The 21964-nt window shown below is 64.1% G+C and carries 26 protein-coding genes; 17 read left to right on the top strand and 9 right to left on the bottom strand.

The genetic code is table 11. The features are described 5' to 3' along the window. Window positions 1-14: 14 nt before the first annotated feature. Complete coding sequence (locus E1809_RS00390; RefSeq protein WP_133202266.1) at window positions 15-749, bottom strand: SOS response-associated peptidase; 735 nt, start codon at window positions 747-749, stop codon at window positions 15-17. A gap of 107 nt (window positions 750-856) precedes the next feature. On the opposite strand from E1809_RS00390, the gene E1809_RS00385 reads away from it, so the two are divergent. From E1809_RS00385 to crcB, 3 genes are read left to right on the top strand one after another with little or no spacing between them, the layout of a single operon-like run. Next, window positions 857-1393 (top strand): universal stress protein, encoded by a 537-nt coding sequence (locus E1809_RS00385; protein ID WP_133202265.1) that lies wholly within the window; start codon window positions 857-859, stop codon window positions 1391-1393. Then, window positions 1390-1887, top strand: a complete 498-nt coding sequence (locus E1809_RS00380; protein ID WP_133202264.1) for a fluoride efflux transporter FluC — start codon at window positions 1390-1392, stop codon at window positions 1885-1887. The genes E1809_RS00385 and E1809_RS00380 overlap by 4 nt, the downstream gene beginning before the upstream one ends. Then, window positions 1884-2252, top strand: coding sequence for a fluoride efflux transporter CrcB (crcB, locus tag E1809_RS00375; RefSeq protein ID WP_133202263.1), 369 nt, complete (start codon window positions 1884-1886; stop codon window positions 2250-2252). Before E1809_RS00380 ends, crcB begins: the two co-directional genes overlap by 4 nt. Window positions 2253-2267: 15 nt before the next feature. Here the strand turns inward: crcB and zapE are convergent, their stop codons facing one another. The 4 genes from zapE to E1809_RS00355 are packed head-to-tail and all read right to left on the bottom strand — an operon-like array spanning window position 2268 to window position 4859. Further along, window positions 2268-2852 carry an AFG1/ZapE family ATPase gene (gene zapE / locus E1809_RS00370; RefSeq protein ID WP_165962162.1) on the bottom strand — a complete coding sequence of 195 codons (585 nt, stop codon included), beginning with the start codon at window positions 2850-2852 and terminating at the stop codon, window positions 2268-2270. A gap of 27 nt (window positions 2853-2879) precedes the next feature. Then, complete coding sequence (gene corA, locus E1809_RS00365; protein WP_133202261.1) at window positions 2880-3875, bottom strand: magnesium/cobalt transporter CorA; 996 nt, start codon at window positions 3873-3875, stop codon at window positions 2880-2882. Window positions 3876-3893: 18 nt separating this feature from the next. Next, entirely contained in the window at window positions 3894-4319 is a 426-nt protein-coding gene (locus E1809_RS00360) for a DUF1761 domain-containing protein (RefSeq protein ID WP_133202260.1), read from the bottom strand. A 9-nt stretch (window positions 4320-4328) separates the two neighbouring features. Continuing rightward, window positions 4329-4859: an Lrp/AsnC family transcriptional regulator gene (locus E1809_RS00355; RefSeq protein ID WP_133202259.1), complete on the bottom strand. Its 531-nt coding sequence runs from the start codon at window positions 4857-4859 to the stop codon at window positions 4329-4331. 182 nt (window positions 4860-5041) lie between these two features. Between E1809_RS00355 and E1809_RS00350 the strand changes: the two genes are divergently transcribed. The 3 genes from E1809_RS00350 (at window position 5042) to E1809_RS00340 (ending at window position 7258) form a co-directional block, all read left to right on the top strand. Next, on the top strand, window positions 5042-6280 hold the full coding sequence (locus tag E1809_RS00350) for an MFS transporter (RefSeq protein WP_133202258.1): 1239 nt from the start codon (window positions 5042-5044) through the stop codon (window positions 6278-6280). An 88-nt stretch (window positions 6281-6368) separates the two neighbouring features. Next, a complete protein-coding gene (locus tag E1809_RS00345; protein WP_133202257.1) occupies window positions 6369-7034 on the top strand; it encodes an ArsR/SmtB family transcription factor in 666 nt (221 codons plus the stop codon). Continuing rightward, entirely contained in the window at window positions 7031-7258 is a 228-nt protein-coding gene (locus E1809_RS00340; protein WP_133202256.1) for a 2-nitropropane dioxygenase, read from the top strand. The genes E1809_RS00345 and E1809_RS00340 overlap by 4 nt, the downstream gene beginning before the upstream one ends. Before the next feature lie 19 nt (window positions 7259-7277). On the opposite strand, the gene E1809_RS00335 is transcribed toward E1809_RS00340, so the two are convergent. Continuing rightward, window positions 7278-7745 carry an Lrp/AsnC family transcriptional regulator gene (locus E1809_RS00335; protein ID WP_133202486.1) on the bottom strand — a complete coding sequence of 156 codons (468 nt, stop codon included), beginning with the start codon at window positions 7743-7745 and terminating at the stop codon, window positions 7278-7280. A 411-nt stretch (window positions 7746-8156) separates the two neighbouring features. Between E1809_RS00335 and E1809_RS00330 the strand changes: the two genes are divergently transcribed. After that, entirely contained in the window at window positions 8157-9116 is a 960-nt protein-coding gene (locus E1809_RS00330; protein WP_133202255.1) for an MIP/aquaporin family protein, read from the top strand. 3 nt (window positions 9117-9119) lie between these two features. Here E1809_RS00330 and E1809_RS00325 read toward each other — a convergent pair whose 3' ends face one another. Continuing rightward, a complete protein-coding gene (locus E1809_RS00325) occupies window positions 9120-10376 on the bottom strand; it encodes an MFS transporter (RefSeq protein WP_133202254.1) in 1257 nt (418 codons plus the stop codon). Window positions 10377-10482: 106 nt separating this feature from the next. Between E1809_RS00325 and E1809_RS00320 the strand changes: the two genes are divergently transcribed. Together E1809_RS00320 and E1809_RS00315 are read left to right on the top strand one after the other, a co-directional pair. Then, a complete protein-coding gene (locus E1809_RS00320; protein ID WP_133202253.1) occupies window positions 10483-11457 on the top strand; it encodes a LysR substrate-binding domain-containing protein in 975 nt (324 codons plus the stop codon). Window positions 11458-11506: 49 nt separating this feature from the next. Then, window positions 11507-12427: an N-acetylglucosamine kinase gene (locus E1809_RS00315; RefSeq protein ID WP_235835361.1), complete on the top strand. Its 921-nt coding sequence runs from the start codon at window positions 11507-11509 to the stop codon at window positions 12425-12427. On the opposite strand, the gene E1809_RS00310 is transcribed toward E1809_RS00315, so the two are convergent. Continuing rightward, window positions 12424-13476 (bottom strand): pirin family protein, encoded by a 1053-nt coding sequence (locus E1809_RS00310; RefSeq protein ID WP_133202251.1) that lies wholly within the window; start codon window positions 13474-13476, stop codon window positions 12424-12426. The two genes, E1809_RS00315 and E1809_RS00310, sit on opposite strands and share 4 nt — an antisense overlap. A 50-nt stretch (window positions 13477-13526) precedes the next feature. Between E1809_RS00310 and E1809_RS00305 the strand changes: the two genes are divergently transcribed. From E1809_RS00305 to E1809_RS00270, 8 genes are all read left to right on the top strand, one after another. Then, window positions 13527-15326 carry a glycoside hydrolase family 35 protein gene (locus E1809_RS00305; protein ID WP_133202250.1) on the top strand — a complete coding sequence of 600 codons (1800 nt, stop codon included), beginning with the start codon at window positions 13527-13529 and terminating at the stop codon, window positions 15324-15326. A 9-nt stretch (window positions 15327-15335) separates the two neighbouring features. Next, window positions 15336-15794: an NUDIX hydrolase gene (locus E1809_RS00300; protein WP_133202249.1), complete on the top strand. Its 459-nt coding sequence runs from the start codon at window positions 15336-15338 to the stop codon at window positions 15792-15794. A gap of 136 nt (window positions 15795-15930) precedes the next feature. Continuing rightward, window positions 15931-17016 carry an ABC transporter ATP-binding protein gene (locus tag E1809_RS00295; RefSeq protein WP_133202248.1) on the top strand — a complete coding sequence of 362 codons (1086 nt, stop codon included), beginning with the start codon at window positions 15931-15933 and terminating at the stop codon, window positions 17014-17016. Next, window positions 17016-17738, top strand: a complete 723-nt coding sequence (locus E1809_RS00290; RefSeq protein ID WP_133202247.1) for an ABC transporter permease — start codon at window positions 17016-17018, stop codon at window positions 17736-17738. Before E1809_RS00295 ends, E1809_RS00290 begins: the two co-directional genes overlap by 1 nt. After that, entirely contained in the window at window positions 17735-18478 is a 744-nt protein-coding gene (locus tag E1809_RS00285; RefSeq protein ID WP_133202246.1) for an ABC transporter permease, read from the top strand. Before E1809_RS00290 ends, E1809_RS00285 begins: the two co-directional genes overlap by 4 nt. Beyond that, window positions 18475-19419 carry an ABC transporter substrate-binding protein gene (locus E1809_RS00280; RefSeq protein WP_133202245.1) on the top strand — a complete coding sequence of 315 codons (945 nt, stop codon included), beginning with the start codon at window positions 18475-18477 and terminating at the stop codon, window positions 19417-19419. The genes E1809_RS00285 and E1809_RS00280 overlap by 4 nt, the downstream gene beginning before the upstream one ends. Before the next feature lie 129 nt (window positions 19420-19548). Beyond that, a complete protein-coding gene (locus E1809_RS00275; RefSeq protein ID WP_133202244.1) occupies window positions 19549-20769 on the top strand; it encodes a pyridoxal phosphate-dependent aminotransferase in 1221 nt (406 codons plus the stop codon). A gap of 50 nt (window positions 20770-20819) precedes the next feature. Further along, window positions 20820-21674: a polyphosphate kinase 2 family protein gene (locus E1809_RS00270; RefSeq protein ID WP_133202243.1), complete on the top strand. Its 855-nt coding sequence runs from the start codon at window positions 20820-20822 to the stop codon at window positions 21672-21674. Between the two features lie 45 nt (window positions 21675-21719). Here the strand turns inward: E1809_RS00270 and E1809_RS00265 are convergent, their stop codons facing one another. Then, on the bottom strand, window positions 21720-21962 hold the full coding sequence (locus E1809_RS00265) for an exodeoxyribonuclease VII small subunit (protein ID WP_133202242.1): 243 nt from the start codon (window positions 21960-21962) through the stop codon (window positions 21720-21722). Window positions 21963-21964 lie beyond the last annotated feature (2 nt).

Genomic DNA, 21964 nt, shown 5'->3' with positions numbered 1-21964 from the left:
TTACGCGAAGTGAGTCACGCTGCCGGGTTCGCGACGTCCACCAGGCGCGTGTTGTCGTCCACGAGCTCCACCGGCCTCAAGGTCCAGTTCGAGGCCACCTTGTACGCATCGGCGAGCACGGCATCCAACAGTTCCTGCCCCCGGGATTCCCTGGGGTCGATCCAATCGTCGATCATGTCCGCGGCAATCGGTACGGGGAGCCGGTCATGAAGGTTGTGCAACCGCTCATGGACGCCGTCCGGCGGCGAATCCATGGTCAGGATGGTGCAGGACAAACGCCATGCGCCCGGAGCTGACCTGTCTTCGATGCCGGGGTCGCGCCACGGCGCGAACAGGCCGGCGAAGGTGATCAGTTCGTCTTGCGGTTCAATAATGTAGCGCTGCTTGGGGTCCTTGCGGCCCGGCCCCGACTTCTTCCACTCGTAATAGGCCGACGCCGGAACTACCGCCCGCCATTTAGGGAGGGAGGCCTTGAACGCGGGGAGCCGCGCCGCTGTTTCCGAGCGTGCGTTCCACGTGGGCACTTTCGAATCGAAAGTCTTGGAGAACGACGGCACCAAGCCCCAGCGTCCCGCGGCGAGTTCCCGGCCCACCGAGTCGTCTTGCGCCCTGCCGCGCAGGAAGACCACAGGATCTGTTGGATTGATCTGGAGGGTCGGCGAGGGATAATCGGTATCCCCGCGCAAGACCGCGCCCAGCTTCCTTGAGAGATAGTCCGCTTCGAAACCCACACTGAACCGACCACACATAGCGATATTCTTACCTAGCACGTGGAATCGGCGCCAGTCCAGACGGGCTTTCCGACCCTGGCGGGAGGGCGCACGTTGCAGGAACCGGACATCGGGAAGGATTTTTCATGAGCAATTCCCTGGGCGGTGACACACCGGGGGGCCACGGCCCGATCCCTCCATTGAGCGGTCCGGTCCTGGCAGGGGTGCTTCCGAACCAAGGCGCTGCAGTTGTTCGAAAAGCGGCAGAAGTCGCGCTGGGCGCGGGTTTGGAACTGGTCCTCGCGTTCGCGGATGTCACGAGTTTCCCGGCAGCGGGGGACCGCGACGGGCACGTGGCGGCACAATCGATCGATCCCGACGGCATCGACGATGACGCCACGGCTATTGCGGAGTCGCTCCAGTCGCGAATTGCGAATCAGCTCGAGGACACGGACCTGCCGTGGTCGTTTGTGGTCCTCGCAGGGGAACCGGCCCGGTCTTTGGGGCGCTACGCCGCATCCATCGCTGCGTCGATGATCGTCGTCGGAACCAAGGAACATGGTTTGGGGTCCAGGTTCGAGGGATTGGTCACCGGATCAGTGGCGCTTCACCTGGCCCACACCCAGAACCGCCCGGTATTGGTTGTTCCCTTGGGGCAGCATCACGCCGGCAGGGATGAATGAGGGAGAACGGGAGCGCGGCCGCGACAGGCGTCGGCGCTGAATCGACGCACGCCAAGCCGGATAGGCCGCATCGCCCGATCCACCTGCACGGTGGATTCATCCTTCTCGTGGTTGCCGGAGGGATCCTGGGCGCCTTGAGCCGTTATGCGTTCGGTTTGGCCGTTCCGCCTCCGGGAGGGTGGCCGTTGGCCACCTTGCTCATCAATCTGTCCGGGGCTTTTGCCCTGGGGTGGCTCCTTGAGGGCCTCGCGAGGAGCGGTCCCGACGTCGGCCTCCGCCGGGTTGCCCGGCTCGCCGTGGGCAGCGGGTTCCTTGGCGCCTACACGACGTACAGCACGCTCGCCCTCGATTCGGTGCACCTCTTCAGCGCCGGTCGTTCCTTGGACGCCCTGTGGTACTTGGCCGCGAGCCTGTTCGGCGGGGCCGTCGCCACGACACTCGGCATCTGGTTCGGCACGTTCCGGCACCGCGCCGTTCAAGGAAGGAAACCATGACCGTCTTGCTAATCGCATTGGCCGGTGGCTTGGGCGCGGCGGCCCGATTCATCGTTGACGGGCTGGTCCGATCCTGGGCCCGCACAGCTTTGCCGCTCGGGACGATCATCATCAACGTTTCGGGATCATTGCTCATGGGTATCCTTGCTGGCTTCGTCATGGCGAAGCACGCACCCGAGTCGCTGCAACTTGTCCTTGGCACCGGGTTCCTGGGCGGGTACACCACCTTCAGCACGGCAAGCCTGGAGACCGTCAGGCTCGTCCAGAGCGGCCGGCCGGCCTTGGCCGTCCTCAACGGGCTCGGCACCATGGTGGCGTGCGTCGCGGCGGCGGCTACCGGCGTCGGGCTCGTCACGCTGCTCTGAGCGGGGAACTCCGCGTCAGCTGCCCGAGATCTCGATTTCGTCGAACGGTTCGAACGACTCGACCCTGGACAGGAGCGATACGCGGCTCGCGATCCTGGACAGGTCTTCGGGCCGGGCGTTTGTCTTGTGCGCCGGATCCTGGGCGATGTTCCAGTCCAAGGGGCCGTTGCCGATCAGGAAAAGCGTGATGTCCTGCTCATAAAGGACATCGACCACATCGCGGAACCGCTCCCAAGCCGCCGCCGATCCGGCGGCTGACTCATGAGTAGGCGACGGAACGCCGTCGATCACCCACGTGCGGTGTTCCTTCGCTAATTCGCGATAGTCCTCAGCCGACGCCGGCCAGCCGCACAGTTCTGCGAAAGCGACCCAGAGGACATCCTCCGCGGACTTGACGTTGAGCGGCTTCGTCGTCGGGAGGAGGACTTGCCTTTGGGACGGCTGTGGCGCGAACAGTCCGAACGCGCCTAACTGGGCCCGCGTTCCCGGGGTGATGATGCGGCCCTTGCTGAACGCATCTCCGGCGCGGAACCCGTCCGGCGGATCAACGGCAACAGGGGCCTCGGTGGTCGTGAACTCGGTGCTTTCCTTGTTCTCCACGCTCCCCATCATCTCCTTCATCACACGTTAGAGCCAGCTTTTCTTCTTGAATATCAGGTACATGATCAGTGAAGCCCCGATCATCATGGCGATCGCCATGGGATAGCCAAAGGGCCAATGGAGCTCGGGCATGATGTCGAAGTTCATTCCGTAGAGCCCGGTAACGAAGGCAGGCGCGAAGAAAATCGCCGCCCAGGACGAGATCTTCTTGGTTTGTTCGTTTTGCGCAGCGCTTGCCTCGTTCTGGCGGTACGCAGTCAAGGTCCCGTCGAGCGTCAGGGCGTTTTGCAGGAGGTCGCGGAAGCCGTTCGCGCGGGAGATGACCTGCTCTACGTGGTCCTCCACATCCCGGAGGCTTCGCTGCAGTTCGATGTCCACCCCATACTTCACGAAGCCGCGTTTGAGGGACGCCATCATTTCCGGCAAGGGGTTGATGGCGCGCTGGAACTGGATGACTTCGCGTGCCAGTTCGTAGATGCGCCGGGACACGTTGGGATCGCCGCCGAAGAGCTGGTCTTCGATCTCGTCGATGTCGTTTTCCAGTCCCGAAATGACGGGGCCGTAATCGTCCACTACTTGGTCCAGCAATGCATACAGCACGGCTTCAGGGCCATGGCGCAACAGCTCGGGCCGTTCCTCCAGTTCACGCCGCACGCGGGCGACGCCGGGCGTCTCGGCGTGGCGGACGGTCACCACGAAGTTGCTTCCGGTGAAGATGTGGAGCTCGCCGAACTCCACCGTCTCTGTTTCGTCGAGGTACCGTGCGGGCCGGAGGACGGTGAAGAGGTTATTGTCGTAGCGTTCCAGCTTCGGCCGCTGGTGGGCGTTGACGGCGTCCTCGACGGCGAGTAGATGGAGTCCGAATTCGGCCGCCAGTGCCGCCATTTCAGCTGCGTCCGGCCGGTAGAGGCCGATCCATACCATCCCGCCGTGGGCGGCCAGCGTCTCGACGCTTTGCTCCAGGTTTTCCGGAGTGGCGGTCCGGATGCCGTCCACGTAGACGGCGTTGTCGATGATGGTCACAACGTGGTCCTCCTTCCGCTACTGCATTGCCCCGATGATGGCCCCGGCGACAGTCATCGCCACGATGTCGTGGCCTGAATCGATCACGGTGACGGCGGAGGGCTTGCCCGCGAAGCCATTGTGGATGGCGTGGCCGCCCGCGCGGAAGACGACGCCTATCACCAATGCGAAGAGCGCTGCGGGTAGGCTTCCGTGCACGTCGAGCCTGCCGATCAGGACCGCGAGGACAATGCTCGTCAACGCCGCCGCCACGGACATGGGGATCCAGATCCGCGTGCCGCCATCGATCTTCTTGAGGTCCTCTTCAGTCTTGCCGATCGCTTCCATCCATCTCCGGCCTAGGACCGCGGGCATATACCAAATGAACCCGATCACCAGGCTGGAAATGAAGGCCAGGAGTATGGCCAGCCAGTTGAGCTGCGACATAGAAGTGAGCCAATCCATTCTGGAATCCTAGTCGTCTGCGGTCGGCGGCACCTCGGGAGCCGGCTGCGGCTTGCGCTTTTTCGTTTCGGCTGTTTCCACCAGCCTGCCGATCAGCGGCTCTGTCCGATAGGGGATATGGGTGTGCAGCGCGAGGACCGTTTCGGTGCGGATTACGCCTTTGATCCTCAGGATGGCCCGGAGGGCTGTCTGAAGGTTGTGCGTGTCCGTGGCCACCACCCTGCACAAGAGGTCGCCCCTCCCGGAGATCTCGTGCACCTCCAGCACTTGCTGGATGCGGCGCAGGGCGCCGATGACGCCGTCCAATTCGCGGTGGGTCACTTCCAGGGTGACGAAGCCGACGACGTCGTAGCCCACCTTTTCGAGGTCCACTTCACGTCCGCCGTCGTTCAGCACGCCGGAGCGGACAAGGCGCCGCATCCGGGACTGCGCCGTGTTGCGGGCAATCCCGAGGGATTCGCTGAGCTCGCCGATCTGGACGCGCGGATCGCGAATCAGTTCCAGAAGAATCTTGAGGTCGGTGGGGTCGAGCGGATGCACTCATCACTCCAAATCAATTACGGCAACCGGGGCGCACCAATTTTGACTGTTTTGGTCAACTATTCCATAGCTTTCTGCTCAAAAGGGCAGGACTGGGACATTCTATTGCCATCAATATGCGGCTGTCGCGTCCCTGCCCACAAAGCGGGAGGCGTCGCGGCCATAGAAGCGAAGGCACGGAAATGACTGTCTTGAGCGAACTACGCATGCGTCCGGCCACCGCCGGCCGCTGGGGCTGGGACGCATCCACCACGGCGCGGCTGGTTCTTGCCGGCGCCGTGATGTTCACGTTGCTGGTGGGCGCCAACCTGGCCAGTCCGCTGTATCCGCTGCTCGAAGTCCGGCTGGGAATTTCGTCGCTCGGCGTGACCGTGGCGTTCGCGAGCTACGTCGTGGCGCTCGTGGCCGTGCTCATGCTCGCGGGCCATTGGTCGGACCACATCGGCCGACGGGCTGCCCTCGTGCTGGCAGTGGTTGTGGGACTGGCCGGTGGCCTGGTTTTCGCGTCGGCCGACAACCTGCTGATGCTCTCGCTCGGCCGGATGCTTCAAGGCGTCGCGGTGGGCCTAGCCACCGGAGCCAGTTCTGCCGCCCTGCGGGAGTTGCTCCCTTACCGGCCCGAGCGGGCTTCCCGCTTCACGCTGCTTTCCTCGTCCGGGGGAGTGGCTGCCGGACCGGCCATCGGCGGGTTGCTTTCCCTCCTGCCCGGGCCGACGTCGACGCCGTTCTACGTCCACGCAGCTGCCTTGGTCTTCCTGTTGGTCCCTTTGTGGCTGCTCAAGGCGCGTCCTGCCATCCGGCCCGCGGACGGCCCCCGTCCCTACACTGTCCTGGCGCCCCGTCGGCCCTCGGTATCGCGGGACGCCCGTGGAGCGTTTTGGCTCGCGTCCAGTGTGGGTTTTTTGAGCTTCGCTGTATTCGGGTTCTGCCTTTCGTTGGCCCCCGGATACTTCGCCGCAGTGGTGCACGCAGATTCGCGTCCCATGATGGGGGTCTTGGCCGGATTGACCTTGGGTGCTTCTGCGCTGAGCCAGCTTGTGACCGTCAGGAGCCATTTCGCGGTGCCCGCGGGACTCGCTGTCCTGGGTGTGTCCGTCCTGTTACTGGGAGTCGCCGCATCCATGTCCAATGCGGTCTTGCTCGTGGCCGCTAGCCTGGCTGCCGGTGTGGGGCAAGGCCTTTCATTCCGGACTGTTTTCAATGATGTCGCCGGCAAAGTCGAGGCATCCCGGCACGCCCAGATCATCAGCACGGTGTATGTGATCACTTACCTGGGCAGCGCAGTGCCGGTGGTAGGCCTCGGAGCGGCCGCGTCCGTCTTGGGACTGGGACCCGCTGCCAGCGCTTTCACTATCGTGTGCGGCGTCGCAGCCATGGTGCTCGCGGCGGTTTCCGTCCGTGGAGCGCTCGCGAAGCGCTGAAGGGCTCCACCGGGCTTTCAAAAGTTCCAAAGATAAGTTTGCAAAGAAATCCTTGCAAAGGTTTCTTTGCAAGCGTACCGTTTGGTGCATGGACAAGGTTCAGGAACCGGGCGTTCCCCTCCGTAAGGTGGACACGGCGTCCCTCAAGGCACTTGCGCATCCCTTGCGGGTGCAAATTCTCGAGATGCTCTCCCGTTACGGCGCGCAGACTGCGTGCAGCCTGGCCGAACTCCTGAACGAATCCAGCGGCGCTACGAGCTACCACCTTCGGCAGCTTGCCAAATTCGACTTCGTACGCGAAGTCGAAGGTAAAGGGACGGCGCGGGAGCGGTGGTGGGAGCGGCCGAAGGGTGCCATCCAGATCACCTCGCCCGAACTGGCGCAATCGCCTGCCACGCAGGAGGCTTCGCGGCTCGTTACGCGTGAATTCGAACGCAACCGGCAGTCAGTCCTCGCGGATTTCATGGCCCACGGCATGGATTCACTTGACGAGGAATGGCTGGAAGCTGCCATCGTCAACACCGCGAACGCGCGTATGTCCGCCGAGCAGCTCCACCGCTATTCCCACGCCGTGGAGGCAATGGCCTACAAGCTGCTCGAGGAAATTCGGAGCGAGCCCGAACAGGAAGACGCCCGTCCTGTGCAGATCCATTTCAATGCCTTCCCGATCCTGGGCGTCCCCGCATGGGCCGGGGACAAGAAATCCCGCGACGCCAAGTCGCATGCAGCAATCACCGAAGGGAAAGAGTCATGAGCACCGCCACCGCATCATGCGGCACCTATCGCCGTCCCTCAATGTTGGAATCGGCGGCCGCGGGAATCGGGTCAAGCCTGGTCTCCTGGTCCGAGCGCAGGCGCTACGTGCCGCCCGTGGATCCTGGCCTGCAGCGTGCGGCTTTGATGCGTCGCCGGGAACTCACGGATTTGCGGCAGGACGCCATCGGAGCGGCGCACTCCGGCCTGGAGCCCCGCCGCTAAGGGAACAGCCGCTAAGAAGCTATTCGGGCAGGGGCCCGTGGTTGCCTTGGATGTGCTCGAAGACAAGGGTTGTCTCCGTGTGGCCCACCACGGGATCGGTAGCGAGGTTGTCCAGGACCCAGTCGCGGAGGTCGTCCGTGTTTGCGACGGCGATGTGCAGCAGGTAGTCCACGGAACCTGAAGTGTGGAACGTGGAGATGACGGCGGGAAGGGCGGGGACGCGGGCCGTGAAGCGATCAATCTGGTCGCGGTCGTGGGCGCGCAGGCGGACAGCGATGAGCGCTTGCACCGATCGTCCGATGGCCGGAAGGCTCAGGATCGCTTCGAAACCTTCGATGATCCCGCGCTCGGAAAGCGAACGCGTACGCATGAGGGCCGTGGAGGGTGCGATGCCCACGAGTTCCGCCAATTGCTTGTTGGAGATGCGTGCATCGTCAACCAGTGCCGCGAGGATACGCTCGTCGATCGCGTCCAATGGTTCGCTCATCCCGACGGGGCGAACATTCTTCGGGGTGGTGGTCACGGATCCTCCTGAAAGCACTGTCTATTCATCATAGACGGCACTTTCCGCATATCCCATTTATTTCGAACTCAAAATTCCGAATTTTAGGGAGATTCACACCCAATTTTCCGGCGAATCGTTCCTTGTGTGCTGTAGCGGCGACGGAGGGGCCCGCGACCCGCGCTAGCGGGGCGTCTCTGGAATCCTACGTCAAGCAGGTTGCGGAGGCTGATTGCGCGACTTGCGCGTGTAGCAATTCCGTCCCGCCCGGCCCTCCAGGGCGTCTGCCAGGACCTGTGCGTGAGCCATGGCTATCCGGGCGCAGTCGCAATAGCATGAATTCACTGGGGTTGTCAATTCCAATGGTGAATAAGATGACTCGGGGAGGCACTAGGGATGAGTGATATCAGTCCACTACGGAATGCGGTCCGCCACGGGAGCGGCCTCAAGCAATTGGGAGGCACCTGGGGCGAACTCCTTGCGGAGTTTCTCGGCACGTTTGTCTTGATCTCCTTCGGTGACGGAGTTGTGGCCATGGCGGTCGCCGCTTTGCCCGGCTCGGGCAGGGCAGCCACACCCACTACGATCTTCGAGGCGGCCGGTGACTGGCTGTTGATCACGTGGGGATGGGCCCTGGCGGTGACGCTGGCGATCTACGTCGGAGGCGGAGTGAGCGGCGCCCACATCAACCCGGCCGTGACGGTGGCTTTCGCCGTACGGAGGAAATTTCCGTGGAAGAAGGTAGGGCCTTACATCGTTGCCCAAGTGGTCGGTGCCTTCGCCGGCGCCGCCTTGGTGTACCTGCTGTATCACGACGCCATTGACGCCTACAACAAGGCCGTCGGCACTGGACGGGGCGATCCGAAGGGGCTCGCGACGTATTCAATTTTCGCGACTTTCCCGGCGCCGTACTTCCATGGAAATCCGGTAGGCCCACTGATCGACCAGATTGCGGGCACGGCCTTCCTCGTCATGTTCGTGGTGGCAATCATCGACCTGCGCAATACGGCTGTCCAGGCGAACCTCGGCCCGTTCATGATCGGCCTGGCCGTCGCGGCGATCGGTATGTCGATCGGCGCGAACGCCGGCTATGCGATCAACCCGGCCCGTGACTTCGGCCCGAGGCTGTTCGCCTGGTTGGCAGGATGGGGAAACACGGCGCTTCCGGGAACGGTGGACGGATCATTCAGCTGGTACTTCTGGGTGCCGATCGTCGGTCCCCTCGTGGGCGGCATAATCGGCGTCGTGATTTACGACTGGTTCATCGGTGACGTCCTGCACGCGCGGGCGCGGCTCGCGGAAGAACCGCCTCCGGGCCGTACCGGCGTCGATGACGTCCAGGCGGCGGAGAGCTAGGAGTTACGCGGAAGGGACGACGACGGCGGACTCGCGGACGGGGGAGCGGTGCACGACGGCGGTGATCACCGCCGTCGTGCACCCCAGTGCGATGACGGTCCACGCGAGGGCTGCCCAGCCGAATGCCTGGAAGGCAAGTCCTCCGGCCCAACCGATGACGCTGGAACCCAGGTAGTAGGAAAGGTTGTAGAGGGAAGCGGCCTGCGCACGCCCCGTGCTCGCGATGATGCCCGTCCAGCCGGAGCCGATGCTGTGGGCTGCGAAGAAGCCGCCAGTGAAGACCACCAGGCCGGCGAGGACCGCCGCAATGTTGTTCCACAGAGTGAGTCCAAGCCCCAAGGTCATCATGGCGATGCCGGCGAGTAATACCGTGCGGCGGCCGAAGCGCATGGATAGCCCGGCGCCCCACCGCGAGCTCACTGTGCCGGACAGGTAGGCGAGGAAGATCAAGCTCACGACTGTTGCGGGGAGGCCGAAGGGTTCGGCGTGGAGGCGGAAGCCGAGGTAGTTGTAGACGGCGACGAAGCCGCCCATCAACAGGAACGCCTGGATGTACAGGGCAAGAAGCCGCGGATTGGAAGAATGCGCGGACAGCGTCTTCAGGGCACCGCGCAAACCACCGGCGGCACTCGGCGTGAACCGGCGTGGCTTCGGAACCAGCAGGAGGAACAACACCGCGGAAACAGCGGCCAGGACCGAAACCGATAGGGCAGCGGCGCGCCAACCCCACAACTCACCCACGGGACCGGCAAGCAAACGGCCGGAAAGACCGCCCAGCGTGGTTCCGGCGACGTAGCTTCCGGCGGCGAGGGCGGAGTGGACCTTGCTGACTTCCTCGTTCAGGTACGCGATTGCGATGGCAGGGATTCCACCCAAAGCCATGCCTTCCAACGCCCTCAAGGCGAGAACGAGCGGAAAGGTAGGGGCAAGGGGGACCAGGAGGCCGAGGACCGTGGCTGCGGCGATGCCGATTGTCATCGCCCGCACCCGGCCGATCCTGTCCGCCAGGAAGGACCACGGCAGCACCGTCAACGCGAGGCCTACGGTGGCCAGGGAAATCGTGAGGGCGGCCTCCGAGGCTGAGATTTGCAGTTCGTTGGCCATGAGCGGCAGCACTGCCTGCGTGGAGTACAACTGTGCGAACGTCGCGACGCCGGCGAGCGCTAGGCCTGCGAGGATCCTGCGGTACGCGGTGGACCCCTTGAGGTGGCCTTCCCACTCCGGCTCAGTAGTGCTTCGAGATGCGGTGCTTGTGCTCACCCATCCACGGTACGGCGAGGGCGAGTGATGATTCCAATGCATGATTTGACTATGATTAATAGCAGTTTCGGATGAATTTTGCCGCGACGGGATTGTGGAGGGCTGGATGGACATCGAACACAAGCAACTGGTCCAGTTGCTTCCCCTGTTGCCTTTGCTCGCTGAGCTGGGCCGGACCGAACACATCACAGAAACGGCGGAGCTGCTCGGAGTACCCCAGTCCACGGTGAGCCGGGCGCTGGCCCGGGCGAGCGCCGTCGTCGGAATCGAGTTGCTGGTGCGCGAAGGCCGTGGGGTTCGGCTGACTCAAGCCGCCAAAAGCCTCCTTCCCTACATCGAGTCCGCGCTCGCGGATGTCCAGGCCGGATTGGACACCGTCCGCCACGAATCGGACGTAGTCCGCGGACGCATCGCGGTGACCTTCCAGCACACCTTCGGCGAGGCAACCCTGCCCCTCCTGATGAGCGCTTTCCGCAGCCGGCACCCATCAACGGCGTTTGAACTCAGCCAGGGAGCGCGTGCGGCGTGCCTGGACCTGCTCACCGCCGGCGACGCTGATTTCGCGCTCACGGCTCCCGTTGCCGGCCCCGGGAGGAACCTCGGCTCGGCGGCGCTGTACAAGGAGCCGTTGAGGCTCGTGCTCCATCACCGCCACCCGCTGGCGGAACGCGCGAGCGTCCGGCTTTCCGAGTTGAGGTTCGAACCGTTCGTCTCCATGGGCCCGGGTTACGGCCTGCGCTCGCTGACCGATGCGATTTTCCGAGATGCAGGGTTCAGGCCCCGGGTTGCCTTCGAAAGCCAGGACTCGCACACCATCCGGGGCTTGGTTTCCGCGGGGCTGGGGTACAGCATCCTTCCCCCTGGCGGGCTCGGACCCGGGCCCCAAGGAGTCCTGGAATCCACGGATCTTGGCTGGGTGGAGGTTTCGCTCGAATCGCCGTTCGCCTTCCGGGAGATCGGAATTGCGTGGCGGGAACGCCGCAAGGAGCCCGACCCCGTGCGGCTTTTCCGCGAACTCGTGCTTTCCGAAGGACCGGGTTTGCTCGCGGGCCTCGTGAAAGCGCGGTCCCAAAGCGAGTAGGACCAAAGCAAGTAGGGCCAGCGAGAAGCCGCGCGTTACTCTTTTGGTCGTGAATACAGACGTGGAGACAGTAGAAGAAGGTGCTCGTCCGGTCACGGTCATCGGGCTGGACATCGGTGGTACGAAGACCCGCGGCGTACGGTTCGAGGACGGAATACCGGTCCGGGACGAAAGTACGGGCAGTTCCAACGTCCAGAACGTCACGCGCGAAGCCGCGGAGAAGAGCCTCGCCGAGCTCTTTGCCATGATCGGCGGCGGTGCTGTTGACCGCGTGTTGGCAGGCGCGGGTGGAATAGACACCGAAGCAGACGCTCGTGCGCTCGCCGAGTTGATCGAGCCCCATGTTCCCGGGGCGCAGGTCACAGTGGTCCATGATTCGCAATTGCTGCTCGCGGCGGGCAGGGCGAGCACCGGGGTGGCCGTCATCGCGGGGACCGGTTCCGCGGCGTGGGGGAAAAATGCCGACGGCGTCGAAGCCCGCGCCGGCGGGTGGGGCTTCCTCCTGGGCGATGAAGGCAGTGGCTACTGGCTCGGCAGGGAAGCCGTGCGTCACAGCCTCCGCCGGATGAACAAGGGCCTCGAACCGGACGCCCTCACTGTGGCGCTCCTTGATTCCTGCGGCGTGGACGATCCCAACGAACTCATCGCACTGTTCCATTCGAAGGAGACCGGCCGGCGCTACTGGGCCCAGCGGGCGGCGACCGTTGTCGAAACAGCGAAGGCCGGACTCGACGTGAGCCGCCAATTGCTGGACCAGGCCGGGCGTGACCTCGCGGAATTGGCGGCGCAGCCTGTGCGGCAGCTGGGCTTGGACGGGCCTGTCATCCTGGGTGGCGGCCTCGGCATGAACGTGGAGCCGTTGCAGGCAGCGTTCCGTGCCGGGCTTGCCGCCCACGGGATCACCGACGTACGGGTTCTCGACCAAGAACCCGTATTCGGTGTCCTGCGGATCGTGGCGGAGCTGCCCTAGCCCTGGAGCTCCTCTTGGGACCGTGCCCTGGTCCTAGGCTTGAGCTGGACCGCCGGCATGGGAGGCGCGGGAATACGTCCGGCTTCGGCCCCGGCGTCCGGGCCGTGGCCACTGACGCGGCCGAAACGGGCGGAGCGGGCTTCCTCGTCGCTGAGGGAGGCTTGTGCTTCCCAGTCCTCGCGCGCTTGTTCCACTTCTTCGTGCGTCCGGCCCACGAAGTTCCACCACATCAGCACGTCCTCCTCGAAGGGTTCACCGCCGAGGAGCATGAAGAGCGTTCCCGGGTTCGCGTCGAGGTGAAGCGCGTCCCGGCCCGCGCCGAGGAACGCCAAGGGGCCGGGATCGACCGTTTGGCCGTCGATCGCAGCGGAGCCGTCAAGGACGAGGACAGCATGTTCGAAGGTGGGGTCCAAGGGCACGTCGATACTGCCTGACGCCGAGATTTCGACGCCGACGATCGGGCTGAACATGACGGCGGGGGAGCGTTGCCCCGCGAATTCGCCCACGAGCACGGTGGCTGTGTAGGTGTCCGTGATGACTCTCGGCAAGTCGACTACCTGCTGGAACGACGGCGCGCGGTGCCGTTCGGCGTCGGGCAAGGCGACCCAAAGCTGCAGCCCGCGGGACTGCGGCAGGAGGTCTCCGCCGTCGGGCGCTTTAGGAAGGGCGGCGGGGAGGACGGCGAACTCGGAATGCGAAATGCCGCGGCCCGCCGTCATGATGTTCAACTGGCCGGGACGGACCACGACGTCGCTTCCTATGCTGTCGCGGTGCCGGACTTCGCCTTGGAGCGGCCAGGTGACGGTCTGGAGTCCGGTGTGGGGGTGGGGGAGGACGCTCATTGCCACGCGGTCGGGGCCGAAGCTGTCGAGGAAGCACCAGGCGCCCACGGTCGGCAGGCCGCGCTGGGGGAGGGTGCGGGAGACCGTCATGGCGCGGACGCCGCCCAGGGGAACGTCGCGGGAAGGCCACAATTGGACGCACGGTCCCGTGCCTACGTGGCCCGCCGGGCAGACTTCCTCGGCCGGGGCCGTTTCCAGATTGGTCACGATGCATCTCCATGTGCTGAAATGTTGGAAAATGTACTATTCTGTTCCGCGTGAACAGTGCCGTTTTGAGCTACCACGACGCCATCCTCTACCGCTCGGGGGAACGCTACCGCATCCTTGCCGGAGCCATCCATTACTTCCGGGTCCACCCGGACCACTGGCGGGACCGGCTGGGCAAGCTCAAAGCGATGGGTGCCAACACCGTTGACACCTACGTCGCATGGAACTTCCACCAGCCTAGTCCTGACGCCGCCCCGGATTTCAGCGGATGGCGGGACCTCGGACGTTTCATCGACCTTGCGGCCGAGGAAGGCCTTGACGTCATTGTCCGTCCCGGTCCCTATATTTGCGCCGAGTGGGACAACGGAGGATTCCCCGCCTGGCTCACCGGGATGCCCGGGATCGGGCTGCGTTGCCTCGATCCCGTGTTCACCGCCGCGGTGGAGCAATGGTTCGACCACCTGCTCCCCATCATCGCCAGCCGCCAGGCATCACTCGGGGGACCGGTGGTGGCCGTGCAGATCGAAAACGAATACGGCAGTTACGGAGACGACCACGAGTACCTCCGCTGGAACCGCCGCGCGCTCGAAGAGCGCGGCATCGCTGAGCTGCTGTTCACAGCCGACGGCGGCACCGACTACTACCTCGACGGCGGCGCCATCGAGGGGACGTGGGCGACGGCGACCCTCGGCAGCCGCGGCGACGAAGCCGTGGCGACCTGGCAGCGGCGCCGCCCGGGCGAGCCGTTCTTCAACGTCGAGTTCTGGGGCGGCTGGTTCGACCACTGGGGAGAACGCCATCACCTGCGGGACCCCGAGGATGCTGCCACTGAAGTGCGCAAAATGCTGGACCTGGACGCCTCCGTGTGTATCTACATGGCGCACGGCGGCACGAACTTCGGGCTGGGATCCGGCTGCAACCACGACGGCAAACGCATCCAGCCCACGGTTACCAGCTACGATTCAGACGCTCCGATCGCGGAAAACGGAACCCTCACGCCAAAGTTCCACGCGCTCAGGCGAGAATTCCTCCAGGCACAAGGGATCGACGAGGTACCGGAACTCGCTCCGCAGTTCCTTGAGGAGCCGCCCGTCCTCCCCGCCCGGTCGCTCCCGCTTTCCGCCGGGGTCGAACTCCTCACCCTTGCCAGGGCGGCCGGGAATCCGGTTCCCAGCGTCCGTCCGCTGAGCTTCGAGCGATTGGGACTCGACGCCGGGATGGTGCTGTATGCGGCCGAAGCTGTCTTCCCCGGCCGGCCGGATGCCCCAAGCGAGTCCACGCTCCGCATCGCCGGCCTAAATGATCGCGCGTACGTCTGGCTGGACGGAGTCTTTGCCGGCATCCTTGACGACAGCACGGCACCGGACGGCTTGACGATTACGGGCACCGGCGTACCCGTGCGCGTAGAGATCCTCGTGGAAAACCTTGGCCGCATCAACTACGGACCGTTGACTGGACACGGAAAGGGGATCCTCGCCGGCGTCCTCGTCAACCAGCGGTACACCTTCCACTGGACACAAACGCCCGTGCCCCTCGCCGCCTGGGGACCGGCGGAACTCGAGCAACTGCCCGGGGTCGAATTTTCCGCGGAAACACCGGCCGACACCTACGTGGCGCTTCCCGACTCCGGCAAAGGCTTCGTATGGATCAACGGCTTCCTTCTGGGCCGATACTGGAGCGTCGGCCCACAGCGCACCCTCTACGTCCCCGCGCCCTTGATCCGGGCCGGCCGCAACACCATCAAGGTGCTCGAACTCGAAAAGCCGGGCACCGTCGTCGAGCTCCGGGAAAGTGCCGATCTCGGCGAGGCGGACAACGCGGAGATCGCGGAGGCGCTGCTGCCCGCTTAGGCTGGCTCCATGAGCATTGAGTTCGACACCCGCGCTGCCGCCTACGGAGTGGTCATCCGCGACCAAGAGATCCTTCTGGCCTATTGGAAGGAAAACGGCAAAGAAGGCTGGACCCTCCCCGGCGGAGGCCTGGACCTCGGCGAGCACCCTGTTGACGGCTGCCGCCGCGAAATCCAGGAAGAAACCGGATACGACGCCGAAATCGGAATCATGCTCGGCGCCGACGTCGGCCACTGGCGGGGAGAAGACCGCTTCGACGGACTGGACCGTGATTTCCAAGCGTTCCGGCTCATTTACGAAGCCAACGTCATCGGCGGTGAATTGGCCCACGAGATCGGTGGAAGCACTACCCACGCCGCCTGGATACCGCTGCACGAGGTGCCCACGCTGAACCGGGTCTCCCTGGTTGACGTCGGCCTCCGCCTGCACCGCGAGCGTCCCCTCAACGGCAAACTCGACGCCGTCTGAGGATTGCCGATTCATTACGGTCTTCGCTCCTGCGCTGACATGGCTTGTGGTGCTGGCTAGGCTGGAGCAATATTGGACCGCTGTTGATTCATCTGAAACGTTGATATTGCCGCCCTAGAGATAGGTAAGCCCGGGAATGGCTGAAGCCATGATTGAGTTCCAGAGCGTCACAAAGCAGTATCAGGGCGGCCAGCCCGCTGTGGACGGCTTGAGCATGTCCATCGGCAAAGGCGCCATCACGGTATTCGTTGGTCCCTCCGGCTGCGGAAAGACCACCTCGCTGCGCATGATCAACCGCATGGTGGAACCGACGTCGGGCACCATTACGGTGGACGGCCGGGACGTATCGAAAGAGCCGGCGGCCCGGTTGCGCCGCTCCATGGGGTACGTCATGCAGTCGTCGGGCCTCATGCCGCACCGTTCGGTGCTGGACAATATTGCCACCGTCCCGCGGCTCAACGGCGTCTCCAAAGGCGTTGCGAGGAAACGCGCCGCCGAGCTCCTCGACGTCGTCGGTCTCGCGTCCGCGCTCGGCAAACGGTATCCCTCGCAACTGTCCGGCGGCCAGCAGCAGCGCGTCGGCGTGGCTCGCGCGCTCGCGGCAGATCCGCCCGTGCTGCTGATGGACGAGCCGTTCAGCGCCGTCGATCCCGTGGTCCGCGACGAACTCCAACAAGAACTGCTCAGGCTTCAACGCGAACTGGCCAAGACCATTGTGTTCGTGACCCACGACATCGACGAAGCCACGGTGCTGGGAGACAAGGTGGCGGTCTTCGCCGTCGGCGGGAAGCTTGCGCAATACGCCGCGCCGGAGGAGATCCTCCGCGCACCGGCCAATGATTTCGTGGCGTCCTTCGTGGGGCGCGACAGGGGATTCCGGCACTTGGCCTTCAACGCCGCCGAATCCATCCGCGTGCATCCGGTCAAGACCGTCGAGGCGCCGGAGCTCGCCGCGGAGAACCGCGAGTGGGCGGTAGTGCTCGACGCCGGCTCCCGGCCTCTGGGTTGGGCCTCCCCGCGCGACGGGACCGGCCTGATCCCCGGCGGCTCACTGTTCCGTCGCGGGGACACCTTGCGGCGGGCGCTGGACGCGGCATTGTCCTCGCCGTCCGGTCTGGGCGTAGTAGTGGACGACGACGGCAAGCTCGCCGGAGTGCTCAAAGCCGAAGAGGTCCTGGCGCTCATCGAGGAAACCCGGCATTACCGGGAGGACGCCACCTGATGGAATGGTTCCTGGCGAACAGCGGCATGGTCTTCTCACGGGCAGGCGAACACCTCGTCCTGGCTTTGATCCCCATGGTGCTGGGCTTGTTAATCTCGGTGCCCCTCGGCCAGCTGGCCCGCAGGAACCGGACCCTCAGGACCCTCGTGGTCACGGCCAGTTCGCTCCTCTACACCATCCCCTCGCTGGCCCTCTTCATCATCCTGCCGCCGATCCTTGGAACCCGGATCCTTGACCCCCTCAACGTGGTGGTGGCACTGACCATCTACGCCGTTGCGCTGTTGGTCAGGGCAGCGATGGACGCCTTTGACTCCGTGGACGACGACCTCCGGATGGCCGCCGTCGCCATGGGCTTCAAGCCCGCCGCGCGGTTCCTGCAGATCGATCTTCCCCTGTCCCTGCCCGTCCTCTTCGCGGGCCTGCGCGTGGTGTCGGTCAGCAACATTTCCTTGGTGAGCGTCGCCGCCCTCCTCGGAGTGGGCAACTTGGGAATCCTGTTCACGGACGGCCTGCAGCGGGCGTTCGTCACCGAGGTCGTGGTGGGCATCGTCGCGATCCTCCTTTTGGCGCTCATCATGGACACAGCCCTTGTCCTCTTGGAAAAACTCCTGACGCCGTGGACCCGGGCATCCGCGCTCGCGGCCAGGCAGGCCTCGGAACAAGACGCCAAGGCGGGAAAGACGATCGCGGACACCCACGTCCACGCGGAGGTGGAAAGATGAGCAACATCTTCACCGACACCGTCGCCTGGCTCACTGACCCGGCGCATTGGTCTGGAAGCGACGGAATCGCGACGCGGCTGTTGGAACACCTGCAGTATTCGGGCCTGGTCCTGGTCATAGCCGTGGCGATCGCCGTGCCGGTTGGCCTTTTCATTGGCCACACCGGACACGGGCGCGTAGTGGCCGTCGCTGTGGCCGGTGCCCTACGGGCCCTTCCGACCCTCGGCTTGTTGGTCTTGTTCGCCTTGCTTGCCGGCACCGGCCTCATGCCGCCGGTCTGGGCGCTCGTGATCCTGACGGTCCCGCCGCTCCTTGCTGGCACCTACGCCGGGATTTCCAGCGTCGAACCGACCGTTGTGGACGCTGCCCGCGCCATGGGAATGACCGAACTCCAAGTCCTGTTCCGGGTGGAAGTGCCCAACGGACTCCAAGTCATGTTCGGCGGGTTCCGCACCGCCGTTCTCCAAGTCATCGCGACCGTATCCGTCGTGGCCTATCTTCCCTTGGGTGGTTTGGGGCGCTACCTTTTTGACGGACTGGTCCTTCAGGATTTTCCCCGCATGCTCGGCGGTTCGCTGCTCATCGCGGCACTGGCCATCGCCGTCGACCTCGTACTGGCCGCGGCGCAGAGGCTGCTCCTCCCGCCCGGGCTTTCCATCGATTCCCGCGGCGGCCACAAGGCCGCCGGAGATCTCGCAGCCGCACCAGCCGGGGCTGCCGTTCAAGGAGGTACCGTATGAAGCACCCCGTCCCCCTGACCCGCCGCACGCTTGGCGGCCTAGCGGCCGGCGTCGGCATCGCCCTGGCCCTGAGCGCTTGCGGCGGCAGCCCCCTGTCCAGTCCGTCAACCAGCGCGCCCGCGGGATCCGGCGGCTCCCTCGTGGTCGGCTCGGCCGACTTCCCGGAGAGCCAGATCATCGCGGAGATCTACGCCGGCGCACTCAACGCCGCAGGTGTCACGGCCACCACCAAGCCGAACATCGGATCCCGCGAGATCTACTTCAAGGCTGTTCAGGACGGTTCGATCGACCTCGCCCCGGACTATTCCGGCAACCTGCTGTCCTACCTGGACGCGAACGCCACGCAGGTCTCGGCCGACGACGTCTACAAGGCCCTTCCCGGAAAGCTGCCCCAGGGACTAGGCGTGCTCGACCCCGCCAAGGCCGAAGACAAGGACGCCATGGTTGTCACGCAGGCGACCGCCGAGAAGTACAACCTGAAGTCCATAACTGACCTTGCGAAGGTCTGCGACCAGTTCACCATGGCGGCGCCGGCGACCTTCGAAACCCGCGCCTACGGCTTCCCCGGATTGAAGTCAAACTACAACTGCGTCCTCAAGGGCCTCAAGCCGTTCAGTGACGGCGGCGGCAACCTCACGCTGCAGGCCCTCCTCACGAACGACGTCCAGGTCGCGGATATCTTCACCACCACGCCGTCCATCCAGGACAACGCTTTGGTGGTCCTGGACGACCCCAAGAACAACTTCAAGGCCCAGCAGGTCCTCCCGCTGTACAACACGGCCAAGATGACGGACACAGCGAAAAACGCGCTCAACGCCGTCTCGAAGGTCCTGACCACGGACGATCTCGTCAACCTCAACCGTGAAGTGAGCGGCAACCAAAAGGAGAACCCGAAGGATGCCGCGATTGCTTGGCTCAAGGACAAGGGGATCGTGAAGTAGGGTCCCGCTGGAACCATCCGACCTGAAATGCCCGACGGCGGCGAGGAACCTTTTGGGGGCCTTGCCGCCGTCGTTGTATGTGAGTGATGTCTCAACGGAAGTACATCACCGGTGTGGCATATTTGATGAATGGCAGAATTCAAGCAGTCCACCAAGCTTCATAATGTCCTTTACGACATCCGTGGACCGATTCTTCAGGCCGCCCAGCAGATGGAGGCAGAGGGTCACCGCATCCTCAAACTGAACATCGGAAACCCGGCACCGTTTGGATTTGAAGCCCCGGACGCGATTTTGGTGGACATGATCCGCCACCTGCCCCACGCCCAGGGATACAGCGATTCCCGCGGCATTTTCTCGGCCCGCACCGCGGTTTCGCAGTACTACCAGACCCGCGGCATCCAAAGCATCCACGTTGACGATATCTACCTGGGCAACGGCGTCAGCGAGCTCATCACCATGTCCCTCATGGCGCTCCTGGAAAGCGGCGACGAGGTCCTCATTCCCACCCCGGACTACCCGCTCTGGACCGCCTCGGTGGCACTGGCCGGCGGCCGTCCGGTCCACTACCTGTGCGACGAAGAATCCGGCTGGCAGCCAGACCTTGAGGACATGGAATCCAAGATCACGCCGCACACCAAGGGCATCGTGGTCATCAACCCCAACAACCCCACGGGCGCGGTCTACCCTGAAGAGACGCTGAAGAAGATCGTGGCCTTGGCCGAAAAGCACGGCCTCGTGGTGTTTGCCGACGAAATCTACGAAAAGATCCTTTACGAAGACGCCGTCCATGTGAACCTCGCCGGGCTCACGGGCGAGAACGTCTTGTGCCTCACCTTCAGCGGCTTGTCGAAGGCCTACCGTGTCTGTGGTTATCGCGCCGGCTGGATGGCCATCTCCGGTCCCAAGAAGGACGCCGCGGACTACCTCGAGGGCATCAACCTGCTGGCCAACATGCGACTGTGCGCCAATGTGCCCGCACAGCATGCCATCCAGACCGCCTTGGGTGGCCACCAAAGCATCAACGATCTCATCCTGCCCGGCGGCAGGCTCCTTGAACAGCGGAACAAAGCCTACGATCTGCTGAACGCGATTCCCGGGGTCAGCACGCAGCAGGCCAGGGGAGCCCTTTACTTGTTCCCGAAACTTGATCCCGAGGTCTACCACATCCGTGATGATGAGAAATTCGTCCTGGACCTGCTGAAGGAACAAAAGATCCTCGTCTCGCATGGACGAGCCTTCAACTGGGTGCGTCCGGACCACTTCCGGATGGTGACGCTGCCGAACGTCAAAGATATCGAAGAGGCGATTGGCCGCATGGCAGACTTCCTTGGGCGGTACCCGGGCAACTAGCCTGTTGAGCATCGCCGCCAGGAGAGCGGCCTGAGCCGAGGGGATGTCGAATGGCCGCGGTTGTGGAGTTCAAGAAGAGTCCGTCGAAAATACTGAAAGTCGGGCGCGGTTTCGAGCTTTCCGGCGTGGATCCTCAGTCGACGCCTGGTTATCCCGGGAAGAAGGCATCAGGCGTTGCCTTGCTCGCCGGCCAGGACCACCGTTTGGACGTTCTCCAGGAGATGCTCTTTGCCCAGGGCCAGTTCGGCAACCCCCAGCGGCTGTTGCTGATCCTCCAAGCGATGGACACCGCAGGGAAGGGCGGAATCGTCGAGCACGTGGTGGGCTCGATGGACCCGCAAGGCGTCAAAGTGGCGCCTTTCAAAGCCCCGAGCGATGAGGAGAAGGCCCACGACTTCCTCTGGCGCATCGAGAAGGCCCTGCCCGCCCCCGGCTTCGTCGGTGTTTTCGACCGGTCCCACTATGAAGACGTCCTGATCCACCGGGTGCACGCATGGGCCGACGCCGCTGAATTGGAACGGCGCTACAAGGCCATCAACGAGTTCGAAGCGCGCCTTTCCGCGGAGGGGACCACCATCATCAAGGTCATGTTGCACATCAGCCGCGACGAACAGAAAGAGCGGCTCCTGGCCCGCTTGGACGACCCGTCCAAGCATTGGAAATACAGTCCGGTAGACCTCACGGAACGAGCGTTCTGGAATTCCTACATGGATGCCTACCAGATTGTTTTCGACAAGACGTCAACCGACGTAGCGCCCTGGCACGTGATTCCCGCGAACAAGAAGTGGTACGCGCGGATCGCGGTCCAGGAACTCCTCCTAGAGACGCTCGCCAAAATGGACCTGGCATGGCCGAAGGCAACCTTCAACGTGCCTGCTGAAAGGGCGCGGGCCGTTCAGTCGTAGTCCTCGGGTCCCCTCCGGACAAGGGCCGCCAGGCCGATACGTGCGTCAGTTGGCGTCGCCGCTGTCCTCCTCGTTGTCGCGGGAAGCCGCCAGCCTGCGCCGGGCCCCTTCCAGCCATTCCTCGCAGCGCTTGGCCAGGGCTTCGCCCCGCTCCCACAGGGCGAGCGATTCCTCAAGGCTTGCCCCGCCGGCTTCGAGCCGCGATACCACGTTCATCAGCTCTTCGCGGGCTTCCTCGTAGCTGAGCGCGTCCAAATTACCGGTGGCAGCGTTGTTCTCTGCGGTCATTC

The sequence above is a fragment of the Arthrobacter terricola genome, assembly GCF_004354015.1.
Lineage (GTDB): Bacteria > Actinomycetota > Actinomycetes > Actinomycetales > Micrococcaceae > Arthrobacter > Arthrobacter terricola.
Note: the sequence above shows the minus strand (reverse complement) of the source record. Positions and strands in the feature narration are given on the sequence as shown.